This is a genomic window from Salmonella sp. 741265116_PST, from assembly GCF_046567715.1.
Lineage (GTDB): Bacteria > Pseudomonadota > Gammaproteobacteria > Enterobacterales > Enterobacteriaceae > Salmonella > Salmonella enterica.
Window position 1 is genome coordinate 42,967 of the sequence record NZ_JBKFPH010000020.1, and the last position, 14,701, is coordinate 57,667.

At 51.8% G+C, this 14,701-nt stretch carries 14 protein-coding genes; 5 read left to right on the plus strand and 9 right to left on the minus strand.

Translation table 11 applies throughout. The features are described 5' to 3' along the window. Positions 1–40: 40 nt before the first annotated feature. From preA to ACLD11_RS14960, 9 genes are all read right to left on the minus strand, one after another. Complete coding sequence (gene preA / locus ACLD11_RS14920) at positions 41–1,276, minus strand: NAD-dependent dihydropyrimidine dehydrogenase subunit PreA (RefSeq protein ID WP_000956097.1); 1,236 nt, start codon at positions 1,274–1,276, stop codon at positions 41–43. Then, entirely contained in the window at positions 1,270–2,511 is a 1,242-nt protein-coding gene (locus tag ACLD11_RS14925) for an NAD(P)-dependent oxidoreductase (RefSeq protein WP_411015064.1), read from the minus strand. Before ACLD11_RS14925 ends, preA begins: the two co-directional genes overlap by 7 nt. A gap of 204 nt (positions 2,512–2,715) precedes the next feature. Then, positions 2,716–2,961 carry a DUF2542 family protein gene (locus ACLD11_RS14930; protein ID WP_000605187.1) on the minus strand — a complete coding sequence of 82 codons (246 nt, stop codon included), beginning with the start codon at positions 2,959–2,961 and terminating at the stop codon, positions 2,716–2,718. Continuing rightward, complete coding sequence (sanA, locus tag ACLD11_RS14935; RefSeq protein ID WP_000920081.1) at positions 2,958–3,677, minus strand: outer membrane permeability protein SanA; 720 nt, start codon at positions 3,675–3,677, stop codon at positions 2,958–2,960. Before sanA ends, ACLD11_RS14930 begins: the two co-directional genes overlap by 4 nt. A 186-nt stretch (positions 3,678–3,863) precedes the next feature. Continuing rightward, positions 3,864–5,906, minus strand: coding sequence for a hypothetical protein (locus tag ACLD11_RS14940; protein WP_411015065.1), 2,043 nt, complete (start codon positions 5,904–5,906; stop codon positions 3,864–3,866). Between the two features lie 428 nt (positions 5,907–6,334). After that, entirely contained in the window at positions 6,335–7,219 is an 885-nt protein-coding gene (gene cdd / locus ACLD11_RS14945) for a cytidine deaminase (RefSeq protein ID WP_411015066.1), read from the minus strand. 153 nt (positions 7,220–7,372) lie between these two features. Then, complete coding sequence (locus ACLD11_RS14950; protein WP_000989296.1) at positions 7,373–8,068, minus strand: CidB/LrgB family autolysis modulator; 696 nt, start codon at positions 8,066–8,068, stop codon at positions 7,373–7,375. Next, entirely contained in the window at positions 8,065–8,463 is a 399-nt protein-coding gene (locus ACLD11_RS14955) for a CidA/LrgA family protein (protein ID WP_000045719.1), read from the minus strand. The genes ACLD11_RS14950 and ACLD11_RS14955 overlap by 4 nt, the downstream gene beginning before the upstream one ends. A 131-nt stretch (positions 8,464–8,594) precedes the next feature. After that, positions 8,595–9,503 carry a LysR substrate-binding domain-containing protein gene (locus ACLD11_RS14960; RefSeq protein ID WP_000024658.1) on the minus strand — a complete coding sequence of 303 codons (909 nt, stop codon included), beginning with the start codon at positions 9,501–9,503 and terminating at the stop codon, positions 8,595–8,597. A 125-nt stretch (positions 9,504–9,628) separates the two neighbouring features. Here ACLD11_RS14960 and ACLD11_RS14965 point away from each other — a divergent pair, with 125 nt between their 5' ends. Genes ACLD11_RS14965 through ACLD11_RS14985 form a run of 5 tightly spaced genes read left to right on the plus strand, consistent with a single transcriptional unit; the run spans position 9,629 to position 14,614 of the window. Beyond that, positions 9,629–10,987, plus strand: coding sequence for an MFS transporter (locus ACLD11_RS14965; protein ID WP_183059270.1), 1,359 nt, complete (start codon positions 9,629–9,631; stop codon positions 10,985–10,987). An 11-nt stretch (positions 10,988–10,998) separates the two neighbouring features. After that, complete coding sequence (gene gtdA, locus ACLD11_RS14970; RefSeq protein ID WP_183059271.1) at positions 10,999–12,036, plus strand: gentisate 1,2-dioxygenase; 1,038 nt, start codon at positions 10,999–11,001, stop codon at positions 12,034–12,036. Between the two features lie 15 nt (positions 12,037–12,051). Next, complete coding sequence (locus ACLD11_RS14975) at positions 12,052–12,753, plus strand: fumarylacetoacetate hydrolase family protein (protein ID WP_411015067.1); 702 nt, start codon at positions 12,052–12,054, stop codon at positions 12,751–12,753. 8 nt (positions 12,754–12,761) lie between these two features. Further along, positions 12,762–13,406, plus strand: coding sequence for a maleylacetoacetate isomerase (gene maiA / locus ACLD11_RS14980; protein ID WP_000781187.1), 645 nt, complete (start codon positions 12,762–12,764; stop codon positions 13,404–13,406). 14 nt (positions 13,407–13,420) lie between these two features. Further along, on the plus strand, positions 13,421–14,614 hold the full coding sequence (locus ACLD11_RS14985; protein ID WP_411011754.1) for a 3-hydroxybenzoate 6-monooxygenase: 1,194 nt from the start codon (positions 13,421–13,423) through the stop codon (positions 14,612–14,614). Positions 14,615–14,701 lie beyond the last annotated feature (87 nt).

The following is a 14,701-nucleotide window of genomic DNA, read 5'->3' on the forward strand; positions in this document are numbered from 1 at the left end:
CCGGCGCAGCGAAACTGCGCGCCGGGCTTCATACCGTGAGCTACAGCGTTAACGCGTGTTCTTTTTCGCCTTTTTTAAATTTGACCTCGCCTAAATCAATACAGGCGACCGGGCAGACATGACCGCACAGCAGACAACCGACGCATTTTTCCGTATTGCAATGCGGCGTGCGGCTGTGTTCATCCCACTCCATCGCCTGATGACCGCCGTCATAGCAGGAGATATAGCAACGTCCGCAGCCGACGCATTTCTCCTGATTAATCCGCGGATAGACGATATAGCTGCGATCCAGCTCTTCCGCCGGGATAATATTGCCATTCGCCAGCCCGATCATCTCCTGTAATGAGGCAAATCCCTGATCGGCCAGATAGTGGCTGAGGCCGCTCGCCATATCTTCTACAATGCGGTAACCGTATTGCATAATGCCTGTCGTCACCTGTAGGGTCGCTGCGCCCAGCAGCAGAAATTCGGCAGCGTCTTCCCAGGTTTCAATGCCGCCGATACCGCTAATCGGGAAATCGCGCAGTTCAGGGTGCATTCGCAACTGCTGGATAAAACGCAGCGCAATGGGTTTCACCGCTTTTCCTGAATAACCGGAGATGCTGGATTTACCGTTAACCACCGGCATCCCGATTTTGCGGTTCAGGTCGATGTTAGTAATGGATTTCACGGTGTTGATGGTGGCGATACCGTCGGCTCCGCCGCGTTTGGCGGCCAGCGCGACTTCACACATATCGCCAATATTCGGCGTCATTTTCGCCAGCATTGGCAAAGATGAACCGCGTTTTACGGCGCGGCAGTATTTTTCAACCAGCTCCGGGCTTTGCCCTACATCGCTTCCCATGGCGTGTGAGGTCATCTGCGGGCAAGAGAAGTTACACTCAATCATATCCGCGCCGGCTTCCTCAACCAGACGCGCCAGTTCCTGCCACTGCTGCTCATTTTCCCCCATGATAGAAGCAATCAGCACCTTGTCCGGATAATCCTGTTTTAGCCGTCGAATGGCGGCCAGATTCTCTTCCAGCGGATGTTCAGCAATTTGCTCCATGTTTTTGAAACCAATAAAACCGGTATCTTCTTTGGTCAGGTGATCAAAACGTGGAGAGACTTCGTTGGCAATAAAAAAACCAATGGTTTTAAAAACGATCCCGCCCCAGCCGGTATCATAGGCTTTGGCGCACATCTCATAACAGTTGCCTACCGGAGAAGAAGAGAGACAAAACGGATTGGGAAACTTAACGCCGCAAAAGGTAACAGACAAATCTTTTGTTAACATGAGCAGGCCTCCTCTAAATAATGATGAATAGCCTGAGCGGCTTCTTTTCCGGTTTTTACCGCATAAACGACGGTCTTATCGCCTTTAACAATATCGCCAGCGGCAAAGATCGCCGGGTCGTCGGTTTGATAATTGTGCGTGTCGATAATATTATGCTGCGCTTTTATCTCCGCAAAGTTATCCAGTCGCGCGTGCTGCCCCACGGCCAAAATAATATTTTCCGCTTCCAGCGTCAGTTCTCCTGAGTGGCGTACATGGTGGAAGGTCACTTTATTTCCGCTGACGGCGACAGGCGTAAAGCCATCAATAATCGATACGCCTAATGCCTGCGTGCTGGTAAATTCTTTTTCGCTGGCGGGGAATTCGGCTAATTCTTCCCGCGCCACGCAGGTGACGGAAGGGCAGCCGAGAATTTTTAACGTACTGGCGACATCCATCGCTACGTCGCCGCCGCCAATAATTAATGCGCTACGCGGAACGCTAATATCGCCGTCGGCCTGACGGGTGCGCTGTAAAAAATCAACGGCAATCTCTACGTGACTGGCTTGCTCAAATAACGGTAAACCAGAGCCACAGGACATCCCGACGGTCATCAGCACGGCGCGATATTCGGCTTTGAGTTGCGCAAGCGATAGCGACCCGCCCACCTCACAATTACAGTTAATATTGACGCCCATTTCTACAATGCGGGCAATTTCCTGATCGAGTACGCTTTGCGGCAGACGAAATGCCGGGATGCCGTGACGCAGCCATCCGCCGGGCTGCGGCTGTTTTTCGTAAATGGTGACGTCATAGCCTAAATGCGTGAGCGTCATGCTTGCCTGTAAACCTGCCGGGCCCGCGCCAATAATTGCGACTTTCCCGCGTGTTTTACTCCCGGGCTGATAAATCTGCATGGCAGTCTGCTGTTCAAAATCGGTAATAAAACGTTGCAGGCGTGCAATATCAATAGGTTTATCTATTCCGGAACGTGTACATCCGCGCTGGCATAATTTTTCCGTCGGACAGACTCTGGCGCAGACGGCGCCAAGCGCGTTATTTTCCCGGATAGTTTCCGCTGCGCCTTTAAAATTGCGAAAGTAAATAGAACGAATAAATTTCCCCGGATCGGTTTGCGCCGGGCAAGCCTGACTACAGGGCGCATCGTGACATAATAAACAACGTGAAGCCTCTTTTATTGCCAGTAATGGCGTAAAACCAGGCGTGAGTTCATCCAGATAATTTTGTTGCGGCATATAATCTTCCTTAATGCTTGAATAAATTAAGGCGAAACGCAAATAACGCGTTTTAATGATCCAAAATCTACCGCCAGCCTAAGCATTGAAAGAAGGGTATTCTGTGAAAGAATTCACAAAAAAATGAAACCAGAATGCAAAACAGCATTTGTTCCTTATATCATAATAATAACTATTCTCAATTTTAAAGGGATAATAAATAGATTAACGATAAAAAAGAAGATAAATAATCATTCCAGTAAATAAAAAACCGCAACCGGTATAAAGAAAAAGATAAGACCAATATTGTACGGGATCGGCATGGCGATAGACATAAACCGGTTTTCGCGCATTTTTGACAACTTTATCTACCGCGCCGGTTCGCCAGCCTTTCCAGGCCTCACGGAAGCAAAAAAGCGGGAGTAGCAGAAAGGCTAATATGACAAATATCGTCTGTACATCCATGATCATTTCCCTTTTTTCTTTTCCAGTTCAAGCAATTGTTCCGGCGTAACGGCCGGATACCCCTGGGCGTCATTCGGCACCTGATGCTGCGTGGGAATAGGTACCAGCGGGCCTAAAAAACGCGGTTCGCGTTTAAAAATATAGAGATCCGCCAGCGCGCTAAAGCGGGCGCCAAATTCGCGCAGGCGCACTGTCAGCATATTTTTGGGCGAAGGTACCGCGTAACACTGCGCCTGAATGCCCATATGCAGCGCAATAAACAAGGCGCGTTCGCAGTGGAAGCGCTGAGTGATGATAATAAAGTCGTTGGTATCAAACACTTTGCGGGTACGCACAATGGAGTCAAGCGTACGGAAGCCAGCGTAATCAAGCACAATGTCCGCAGGATCGACGCCCGCCGCGATAAGGTCTTTGCGCATGGTCATCGGTTCGTTATAGCTTTGCAGGGCATTGTCGCCGCTGAGCAGCAGGTAATTAACTTTACCGCTATTGTAAGCGTTTAACGCGCCCTGGATACGGTAACGATAGTACTGATTAATGACACCCTTGCGATAGTATTTGGCGGTCCCTAACACGACGCCAACCTGGCGGTAGGGGAGATCCTGTAGCTCGTCATAGATATAGGGCGCTGTTTTCCAGCTCATCCACCGATCGAGGCCAAGCACCGTCAACAGCAGCAAGCCTACCAGGACCAACAGGCTGTAAAACACGCGCTTTAACATGCAGGAAACTCGATACCAGGATGAAAGTACGATCAGGCTACTGTACCCGAAGGCGTAGCGCAAGAAACCGCCGTCTGATTGCGGAGATTTTCAGCATCATAGTCAGGTGCCAGAGTATACATGTTCTGGCCAGAGATGTGCGTCTATGAAAAATAAGAGCGCGTTGCGTCATAAAAAATGATGTTCTCAGGTATTCTCAAGCAAAACGGTTTCGCGGAAGGAAAGCACTTTTATGAGCGCCGCAATGATTTTTTCGTTTACCTCGTTGCCCAGACTCAGGCATGACGCATCTCTTTTTCGTAACGTATTTAAGTAAGTAAGGAAAACAGTAAATTCTTCGGGTAGGCCTTCTAATAAAGCGGGATTAAAATCACCATTATAGATGTGGTCTATCGCTGTCAGGCACCTCTGTTTATCCGTTTCTTGTAAAATAGCGCGGTGTCCGCGCGAACAAGCACTAATAACCTCTTTTAATATATGCACTTGATCCTTTGGACGTGTTCTTCGAAGATTTATCATGTAAACGAGCCTGTCTGAACAGTTAAATAATCGCTGGGTAATGGCCCCCGTACTCTTAAGATCTACCAGCAAGGCTATCGTTTGCACAGTAGTCGCCTCATTGCCAGTCAGGTAGGCCGCCCTTTTTAATGCTTTTGCGCCGACTGACGTACCTTCGTATGGATTTTGGTGCAGAAAAAGATTCAATGTATTTATAATAAACATTAACATCATTTCTGGAGCTGTTCCTTTACCTATGCTTCGCATAATTGAGCCAGATAAAGATGAGAATAAACTTAACCCCTGACTTAGAACCCGTTGTGTTGTCTTGAACGTTGCTTCTTGAGCGATAAACTTCTGCGCCGCTTTTTCGTTTCCTGATGAGCCATATTTGTATGCTTGATACCAGCTTTCACCTAATACAGTTAAGACGATAGGGATATCTATATAGCTGATACCTCTTCCTACATGTCGAAGTATTGTTCCTGCCTGCATTGCACCACTTAGCATTACAAGTGGTGCGATCGCTAATAGCGTGCTTGCCAGGCACAACGTGAGTCTGGCAACCACGGAACCCGTCACAGTACGTTTCTCTATGCACTGATTTATTTCATCTCTTAACTTAGGATACTGGTAAAAAATACTTGGGAAATGGAAGAGTAATGCAGATATAATGTCGCCAAAGAGTTTAACTTGCGATAAGTTTAATGAGAGGACGCTATTAAAGAAAGCGTCCGGTTTCATAGTTATTGGCGCGGTAGGTTCTGGTGTTATACTTTCGCGTTTTAAGTCCGCATTATCATATTTTCCATCAAAAAAAAGCGCCTGTATCAAAAGATGAAAACTAATATTCCCACCCGCTCTGAAAGAATAGGGTAATAAATTTTCCACACATTTATGCAATGACATATATGCTTTGTAAAAACAGCCAGATTTCTCATAAACGAGTCTGTATTGTTCAGCGTACATTCTCATGATTTGGCGGACTTTTTCGGCGTTATCACTCTCTGCCGGCATGATATCACCAACGATAGCATCTAATTGATACTGATAACGACACGTTAAAATCTTCAGAATTTTAGCATCAAGTTCAAGGCATACATCATTGGTGGCGACTTCAGTCCGAAGAGAGAGCATTTCTTCGGGGATCGTGACACAGGTATTCCTGGCTTCGATGTATTTAACTTCGTCGTTGACAGCGGGTGTCCTGTCATGAGGGATTTTTATTATACAATCACCGTATTGATTGGCAGCCGTTTCTGAAACAGCCGCTTCTGTTCCCATTGCGTCCAGAAGGTCATTTAATGAGAATTGGGAACCCATTTGTCGGTGATGAACAGTGAGTTCGTTGCCAGCGGCGCTATCAAGAAGGTTATTTAACGTTAACGTAGAACTATTCCGCGTTATTAAGCCTAAACCGTCTGAATTAACCGGTTGGAAGAGGCGGTTTTTGGTGCTATCGAGAGTATCATTCAGTGTTAACGTCGAACTGCTTCGACTCGATGCATCCCGATACTCCGAACTAAAAGATTGGAGAGATCGGTTTTCTGCGCGATCCAGGAGATCATTTAAGGTTGAAGTTGAACTACTGTGACCTATTAATGGCAGATCCGCTGAATTTATCATCTGGAAAGATCGGTTATTTACATTGACTGCCTTTTGAACAGTTTCATCCTGCATGAAGGACATATCAATCATCACATACTCTTTATTTCCAACTGGCCTCGGCATGTCTTATTCCCCGGTCGTTAGTGGTCGTATGTCGCTCAGTGTCACCCGTAACTGCACAGGGTCTCGCTGGAGGTAAGGACCTTATTTTCTTTCGTTTGTGGGCGCTAAGCGTGATGAGAGCCGTGATATTATTACGTTTATTTAAGATAGCCCCCTTGCCTTGTTGAGTATTAGAGGACATGCTATTTTTCGGTTTACAGCGGTTGTATTAATGTAGATGGGGGCTGGCGTAGGCGCCATCAGTTTTTTACCTGACGGCGTTATTTGACGAGAGAAAGAGTTAGAGCCTATCCCACCAGGCGTTATTGGCGCAGCCAGTTTGGACGCGGACAGCGCGCAAAAACCGGAGCGTACACGTAGTACGTGAGGATTTTGAGCACTGCCCAGGACAAAAATGGCAAGTAAAATAGCCCTAATGGGATAGGCTCTTAGCCGAGAAGCACGCGGTCAATATTATGGCAACCTAACGCTTTCAGCGTTGCGGCGGTGGCATCCCATTGAATTAATGCCGCATCGCCTTTTTCCGCCAGAATCGCACGCTGAATATCCGTATAGTCATAGCCATTGAGACTCAGCAGATTTAGCGCGCCTTGCAGCGGGGGAAGCGTAGGGTTAAAGGCGGCGTTTTCCGCATAGCTGCCGGTGAAAATACGGCCATCTTTACATTCCAGCGCCACGCCGCTCGGTGAGTGGCTATAAGGCATATGGCTCTTATTGGCTGCCGTAATCGCCGCTTGCGTTAGCGTATCGCCCGTTAACGTAAAGCCATGATCCTGCTCGTCCATCAGCAGCGTTTTGATCTCCAGATCTTTTGGCCCGAAAGCGTCAGGCAGATAATCGCGTAACGTATGTGGCGCGCGGCCCGGCAGATGAATGCGCAGATCCAGACCGCTGTTCAGCTCGTTCATAAACTGGCGACAGTGGCCGCAAGGCGTGTAGTTAACGGTGACGGCGGCGAGCCCTTTTTCGCCGCGTAGCCAGGCGTGGCTAATCGCGCTTTGTTCAGCATGCACAGTTTGTTGCATGGTGGCACCCAGGAACTCCATATTCGCACCGAAATACCAGTTGCCGCTAACGCCGCGCGCAATCGCGCCGACGTTAAAATGGGACAAATCGGTACGGGCGCAGGCCGCCGCCAGAGGTAACAGTGCGAAAGCCAGCGCGTCTTCGTCCAGTCCCGCCGTATTTTTAAGCGTCGAGACCTGCTCTGCGGTCAGCATGGCGGGAAAATGGTGGTCCGCCAGGATAGGGGCCAGCGCTGATTGCAAATTATCCGCAAGCTGGGCAAAAGCAGTTTGAAAACGTGGATGCATGGCGTTGCCTCATAACAATGTAATGGAACCGTAGTTTACGGGCCTGTTATGTCTTAATATGTGATCTAAATCTCATTGCTTATGCAACTTGTGAAACTTAAATGAAAAATGCGCGACGTATCGCAAATTTTAACCCGGTCTTTTGTCCCGTCGTTAGCGCATTACCGCCAGAATGAGCGGAAACAAAAAGGGCGCTACCAGCGAGGTAATAATGCCGCAGATCACCAGCGCCAGGGAGCTAAACGCGCCTTCCTGGTAATCCAGCTCGGCGCAGCGCGCAGTACCGAGCGCATGTGAGGCGGTCCCCATTGCCAGCCCGCGTGCGGCTTTAGTACGGATGTGCATCGCGTTTAACAGCGTGTGGCCAAACACCGCGCCCAGAATACCGACAAAAATTACGCATACCGCGCTGATCGCGGGGATGCCGCCGATGCTGCCGCCCACCGCCATCGCGATAGGCGTAGTCACGGATTTAGGCAGTACCGATGCCGCGATTTCAGGCGTTGCGCCCATCAGCAAGGCAACGGATGTTCCGGTAATCATCGCTACCAGACTGCCGACAAAACAGATGCTAATAATGGATTTCCAACGCGCGCGAATCTGGTGCAATTGTTCATAAAGGGGATAGGCCAGCGCCACCACCGCCGGTTGCAGCAGATCGTTAAGGACTTCGCTGCCTTTGAAGTAGTGCTCGTAGGGAATACCGGTCAGCAACAGAAAAGGAATAATGACTACCATTGCCACCAGCAGCGGATTCAGCAACGGCATTTTAAAATGCGCCGCCAGTCTGCGGGCGGCGAAAAATACCGCCAGCGTCAGCGGTAACGACCACCAGATATATGTCATCATTTTTTCGTTCCCTTCTGCCCAACCACTTTACGCTCACCGTGTATCAGATGTGAACTCCAGCTTACGACCACAAAAACGACCAGCGTACTGATAGCGCAAGAGACCACCACCGGGCCGAATTGCGCGCGCAGTAAGTCAAAATATTGCATGACCCCAACGCCAATCGGCACAAACAGCAACGCCATATAACGAATCAGCACATAACAGCCGGGGTTAACCCACTTTGCCGGCAGAATTTGCAGCGCCAGCAATACAAACAGAATTAACATCCCGATAATGCTGCCGGGTATAGTGATAGGAAGCAGTGATGCAAGAAAAATGCCTGCGTACAAACAGGCATAAATCAATACAAAAGCGCGTATATATTGCCAGATAATATTCAGTGACTTACTCATGTTTAAAGCCCTTGATGAGATGGATTCATCATACAATTAAACGTTAAAACGTGCTACCGATCACATCATGAATTCTTAGCATAGTGGGTATAGACAGCAGGAACATCGGGCAATGCCCCTGGTCGGCGGCGCTAAACCTGGGCTAAAAAATACAAAAAGCGACTCAGGGCCAAAGACGGCGTCTCATTCTTACGCCAGAACATCCCTACGCTGCCTTTTTGCTCAATTTTTGGCAAGTTTAAAATCGCCAGTTGCCCCTGGCTGGCATAGCGTTGCGCCAGCCGTAAAGAAAGAATAGAGATCATATCGCTGCTTTGCAGCAAATTGGTGCTGACGTTCATTGACGCCGATTCAATGGTGTTTTCCGGAAGCATGACGCCGTTATCGACGAGGGCGTTGTCAATACTGATGCGAATAGGGGTGCCGGTTGGCCAGACTATCCACCGCCAGTGCGCCAGATCGCTCCAGGCGATCTGTGCTCGCGCGGCCAGCGGATGGTGCGGACGCGCCACAAAGCAGACCGGCTCGGTATAAAGTACCTGATAATTAAGCGGCAGTTGCAGGGCGCGTCCGCCGACACGTCCTACCACCACATCCACCTGACCGGCAAGCAAATCGTGCAGCAGCGGCGTCATTACCTTCTCTTCAATATTCAGATGCAGCGTCGGCATTTCGTTAAGCAGGCTCAGAATCGCCTGTGATACGCAGTCAGTCGCCACGGGTGAACAGCCGATCTTCAGGCTGCCAACCAGGCCGCCCTGCTTGAAACGGGCGATTTCATACTGTGAACGCTCCAGATCGTTAATTAGGCGCTGGGCGTGCTGGAGCAGTAATTTACCGCCTTCCGAGGGGCGTAGCCCTTTACTGTGGCGCTCAAAAAGTGTGATGCCTATCTCATCTTCGAGTTGAGATAACCACTTCGATAGCGCCGGCTGGGAGATATTCATCATCCGGGCGACGTGCGTCAGGTTGCCCTGTTCGCCCAGCGCAACCAGCGTTTGCAGGTGATGTAATTTCAATTTCTGCGCCCAGTTCGCCATTCGCTATAACCTCCAGGTTATGTCTCTGCCTGAAAAGCCATTGTACATTTTATCGCTCACTCTACAAACTCGTAACATAGCAAACATAAAAACAACATCTATCTCCCTGCACTGAGGCATTAACTATGACTCAACGACGTGATCTACAAGCCCTTATTGATGCCGCGCCCGTCGGCAAAATGCAGTGGCGCGTTATCATCTGCTGTTTTCTGGTGGTTATGCTCGACGGTTTCGACACCGCCGCGATTGGCTTCATCGCCCCGGATATTCGTACCCACTGGCAGCTAAGCGCCAGCGAACTTGCGCCGCTGTTTGGCGCAGGGCTGCTGGGGCTTACGGCTGGCGCGCTGCTATGCGGGCCGCTGGCGGATCGCTTTGGCCGCAAGCGGGTCATTGAGCTTTGCGTGGCACTATTCGGCGCATTGAGCCTGCTTTCCGCTTTCTCTCCGGATATAGAAACTCTGGTGTTGCTGCGCTTCTTAACCGGCCTGGGACTGGGCGGAGCGATGCCGAATACCATCACCATGACGTCGGAATACCTTCCCGCTCGTCGACGCGGAGCGCTGGTCACGCTGATGTTCTGCGGTTTTACCCTGGGGTCGGCGATGGGCGGGATTGTGAGCGCGCAACTGGTGCCGCTGATTGGCTGGCACGGAATTCTGGCATTAGGCGGCATCTTGCCTTTGCTGCTGTTTTTCGGCCTGCTGTTCGCGCTGCCGGAATCTCCCCGCTGGCAGGTACGTCGCCAACTACCGCAAGCCGTTGTCGCCCGGACGGTCAGCGTCATTACCGGCGAGCGCTATCACGATACGCACTTCTTTCTGCATGAGGCGGCAGCCGTCGCCAAAGGCAGTATTCGCCAGCTTTTTGCCGGGCGACAGCTTGTCATTACCCTGATGTTATGGGTGGTGTTCTTTATGAGCCTGCTCATTATCTATCTGCTTTCCAGTTGGATGCCGACGTTACTTAACCATCGCGGTATTGATCTGCAACAGGCGTCGTGGGTGACTGCCGCATTCCAGGTTGGCGGCACGCTTGGCGCGCTGTTACTCGGCGTGTTGATGGACCGGCTTAACCCGTTCCGGGTACTGGCGGTGAGCTATGCGCTGGGCGCGGTTTGCATTGTCATGATAGGCCTGAGCGAAAACGGCCTTTGGCTGATGGCGCTGGCGATTTTTGGTACCGGCATCGGTATTAGCGGTTCCCAGGTAGGGCTGAATGCTCTGACGGCAACGCTGTACCCCACCCAAAGCCGGGCGACGGGCGTGAGCTGGTCGAACGCCATTGGACGCTGCGGGGCGATTGTCGGTTCGCTCTCCGGCGGCATGATGATGGCCCTCAATTTCTCTTTCGATACGTTGTTTTTTGTCATTGCTATTCCGGCGGCTATCAGCGCGGTAATGCTTACCCTGCTGACGGTGGTTGTCCGCCTTTCGATTTCTGTACCTGACGACCTGCCGCGTGCCAGCGTCGTAAACGAATAAGGAGAATCTCCATGTCTGCAATAAATCAGAACGTAAAAGATAGCCGTCAACAGTATTACCAGCATATTTCCGGGCAGAATCTGACGCCGCTGTGGGAATCGTTACATCACCTGGTACCGCAGACGCCAAACGCCAACTGCGCGCCGGCCTACTGGAATTATCAGGAAATTCGTCCGCTACTGATGGAAAGCGGCAATGTCATTGGCGCGAAAGAGGCGATCCGCCGGGTGCTGGTGCTGGAAAATCCGGCATTGCGCGGTCAGTCGTCGATCACGGCGACCTTATATGCTGGTTTACAGCTGATCCTGCCCGGCGAAGTCGCGCCGAGTCATCGCCATAACCAGTCGGCGCTGCGTTTTATCGTCGAAGGTAAAGGCGCATTTACCGCGGTGGACGGCGAGCGCACGCCAATGCATACCGGCGATTTTATCCTGACGCCGCAGTGGCGCTGGCACGATCATGGTAATCCGGGGTCAGAGCCGGTGGTATGGCTGGATGGTCTGGATCTGCCGTTAGTCAACCTCCTGGGCTGTGGTTTTGCGGAAGACTATCCCGAAGATCAGCAGCCGGTGACGCGAAAAGAGGGCGATTATCTGCCGCGCTATGCAGCGAATATGCTGCCGCTGCGCCACCAGCGCGGGAACTCGTCGCCGATTTTCAACTACCGTTACGACCGCAGTCGCGAGGCGTTGCACGATCTGACCCGTATGGGCGATCCGGATGAGTGGGAAGGTTACAAGCTGCGTTACGTTAATCCCGTCACCGGCGGTTATCCGATGCCGTCGATGGGCGCGTTCCTGCAACTGCTGCCAAAAGGCTTTGCCTCGCGTGTGGCGCGGAGCACCGACAGCACTATTTACCACGTCGTTGAAGGGGCAGGGCAGGTCACTATCGGCAACGAAACTTTTCATTTTTCCGCAAAAGACATTTTTGTGGCGCCGACCTGGCATGAGGTGTCGTTTCGCAGCAGCGAAGACACGGTGTTATTCAGCTTTTCGGACAAGCCGGTTCAGGAAGCCCTGGGGCTGTTCCGCGAAGCACGTTATTAATTAGGGAGAGAGAACATGACCAAATATGTATTCCAGCCGCAGGCCCCGATGACAGTACCAGTGGCGGGCAGTGATGAGCAGTTTCCGGTACGTCGCGTTTACTGCGTGGGTCGCAACTATGCCGCCCATGCCCGTGAAATGGGCTTTGATCCCGATCGCGAACCGCCGTTCTTCTTTTGTAAACCAGCGGACGCTGTCGTCCCGGTAGCGGCGGGGGATACCCTGGAACTGCCGTATCCGGCGCAGACCGATAACTACCATTATGAAATTGAGCTGGTGGTGGCGATTGGTAAAAAGGGGAGCGATATCCCGCTGGAAAAAGCCCATGAATATGTATGGGGATACGCCACCGGTCTGGACATGACGCGTCGCGACCGTCAGATGGAAATGCGCCAGATGGGACGCCCGTGGGAAATTGGCAAAGCGTTCGATCTCTCCGCGCCCATTGCGCCATTACACAAAGCCGCTGAAACGCATAATGTGGATAACGCCCCTATTTGGCTACAGGTTAACGGCGAAGACCATCAGCGCAGCGATATTCGTCATCTGATTTGGTCGGTGAATGAAACCATCAGCTATTTGTCCGGCTTTTTTGAATTGCAGCCAGGCGATTTGATTTTCACCGGTACGCCAGAGGGGGTGGGCGCAGTGGTGAAAGGGGATGTCATCACCGGGAACGTAGAAGGTCTGACGCCGATTGCTGTGAAAATTGTCTGAGGTGAACGATGAAGCTGTACAGTTTCTTTAATAGTTCGGCGTCTTATCGTGTACGTATTGCGCTGGCGTTAAAGGGGATTGATTACCAGACAGTGGGCGTCAATATTCGTATCGGCCAGCAGAATGCGCTGGCCTACCGACGGATGAATCCGGTAGGCCTGGTGCCGACGCTGGTCACTGATGACGGCGAATCGTTGGGGCAATCGCTGGCCATCGTCGACTGGCTGGACCGACATTTTCCGCAAACGCCGTTGCTGCCGACGAGCGACCCGGCGCGTAGCCAGGCGCTGGAAATTGTCTACGCTATCGCCTGCGATATACACCCAATCAATAACATGCGCGTGTTGCGCTACCTGACCGATGAGCTGAAGGTTAGCGAAGAGGATAAAAAACGCTGGTACGCCCACTGGATACAGCAAGGGTTAAGCGCGGTAGAGCAGCTATTGCGTAAAAGTCAGTCCGGACGATTCTGCGTGGGCGACACGCCAGGCCTTGCGGACTGCTGCCTGATTCCTCAGTGGGCGAATGCGCTCAGGATGGGCTGCGATTTATCAGGCTATCCGCGCTGTAAAGCCGTTTATGACGCTTGCGTACAGCTACCGGCGTTTATTGCCGCCGCGCCGGAAAATCAACAAGATAAAATCCCGGCCTGAAAAGGAGAATGACCATGACTCACGTGACAAGCGCAATTATTGTAGGTGGCGGAATCGGCGGCGCGGCGACCGCGCTGTCGCTGGCGCGCCAGGGAATAAAAGTCATGCTGTTGGAAAAAGCGCACGAAATTGGCGAGATTGGCGCGGGTATTCAGCTTGGGCCGAACGCTTTTTCGGCGCTGGATAGTCTCGGGGTGGGCGATGTTGCCCGCCAGCGTGCGGTGTTTACCGATCACATTACCATGATGGATGCCGTGAATGCCGAAGAAGTGGTATGCATTGAAACCGGACAGGCGTTCCGTGACCATTTTGGCGGGCCGTATGCGGTAATTCACCGGGTAGATATTCATGCAACGGTATGGGAAGCGGCGCTGACGCACCCTGGCGTGGAGTATCGTACCTCGACCCATATTGTCGATATCCGCCAGACGCCGGATGACGTTACGGTGTTTGATGAGCATGGAAATAGCTGGACGGCGGATATTCTCGTGGGTTGCGACGGCGTTAAATCGGTCGTGCGGCAAAGTTTACTCGGCGATGCGCCGCGCGTAACGGGGCATGTAGTTTATCGGGCGGTGATTGATTGCGACGATATGCCGGACGATTTACGTATTAACGCACCGGTGCTGTGGGCAGGCCCGCATTGTCACCTGGTCCATTATCCGCTCCGTGGAGGTCAACAGTACAATCTGGTGGTGACATTCCATAGCCGCCAGCAAGAAGAGTGGGGCGTGAAAGACGGCAGTAAAGAAGAGGTGCTCTCTTATTTTGCCGGTATTCATCCCCGCCCGCGTCAGATGTTGGATAAGCCGACCTCCTGGCGCCGCTGGTCGACCGCCGATCGCGAGCCGGTCGCGAAATGGGGAACCGAGCGTATCACTCTGGTGGGCGACGCCGCGCATCCGGTGGCGCAATATATGGCCCAGGGGGCCTGTATGGCGCTGGAAGACGCCGTCACGCTGGGCAAAGCGCTGGAACGCTGCGACGGCGACGCGCAGCAGGCATTTGCGCTGTATGAGTCGGTGCGTATTCCCCGCACGGCGCGTATCGTCTGGTCTACCCGCGAGATGGGGCGTCTCTATCACGCCGCCGGGGTGGAGCGTCAGGTACGTAATCTGTTGTGGAAAGGAAAATCGCAGGAGGCGTTTTATCGCGGTATCGAATGGCTGTACGGCTGGAAAGAAGATAACTGTCTTGAGCCGCGTTGAGCACTTTACGTGACGTAGCGTGGCGTTTGCGCCGCCACCCGGCAAAAAGTTTTGCTCATCGCAGAGAGGCGTTATGATAGCGCCTCT

Bases quoted from the DNA above. Each gene is read 5' to 3' on its own strand.
- ACLD11_RS14985 (WP_411011754.1), top strand. From the start codon at position 13,421: ATGACTCACGTGACAAGCGCAATTATTGTAGGTGGCGGAATCGGCGGC.
- preA (WP_000956097.1), bottom strand. From the start codon at position 1,276: ATGTTAACAAAAGATTTGTCTGTTACCTTTTGCGGCGTTAAGTTTCCC.
- ACLD11_RS14940 (WP_411015065.1), bottom strand. From the start codon at position 5,906: ATGCCGAGGCCAGTTGGAAATAAAGAGTATGTGATGATTGATATGTCC.
- ACLD11_RS14960 (WP_000024658.1), bottom strand. From the start codon at position 9,503: ATGGCGAACTGGGCGCAGAAATTGAAATTACATCACCTGCAAACGCTG.
- sanA (WP_000920081.1), bottom strand. From the start codon at position 3,677: ATGTTAAAGCGCGTGTTTTACAGCCTGTTGGTCCTGGTAGGCTTGCTG.
- ACLD11_RS14955 (WP_000045719.1), bottom strand. From the start codon at position 8,463: ATGAGTAAGTCACTGAATATTATCTGGCAATATATACGCGCTTTTGTA.
- ACLD11_RS14975 (WP_411015067.1), top strand. From the start codon at position 12,052: ATGACCAAATATGTATTCCAGCCGCAGGCCCCGATGACAGTACCAGTG.
- ACLD11_RS14965 (WP_183059270.1), top strand. From the start codon at position 9,629: ATGACTCAACGACGTGATCTACAAGCCCTTATTGATGCCGCGCCCGTC.
- ACLD11_RS14925 (WP_411015064.1), bottom strand. From the start codon at position 2,511: ATGCCGCAACAAAATTATCTGGATGAACTCACGCCTGGTTTTACGCCA.
- ACLD11_RS14950 (WP_000989296.1), bottom strand. From the start codon at position 8,068: ATGATGACATATATCTGGTGGTCGTTACCGCTGACGCTGGCGGTATTT.
- maiA (WP_000781187.1), top strand. From the start codon at position 12,762: ATGAAGCTGTACAGTTTCTTTAATAGTTCGGCGTCTTATCGTGTACGT.
- ACLD11_RS14930 (WP_000605187.1), bottom strand. From the start codon at position 2,961: ATGATCATGGATGTACAGACGATATTTGTCATATTAGCCTTTCTGCTA.
- cdd (WP_411015066.1), bottom strand. From the start codon at position 7,219: ATGCATCCACGTTTTCAAACTGCTTTTGCCCAGCTTGCGGATAATTTG.
- gtdA (WP_183059271.1), top strand. From the start codon at position 10,999: ATGTCTGCAATAAATCAGAACGTAAAAGATAGCCGTCAACAGTATTAC.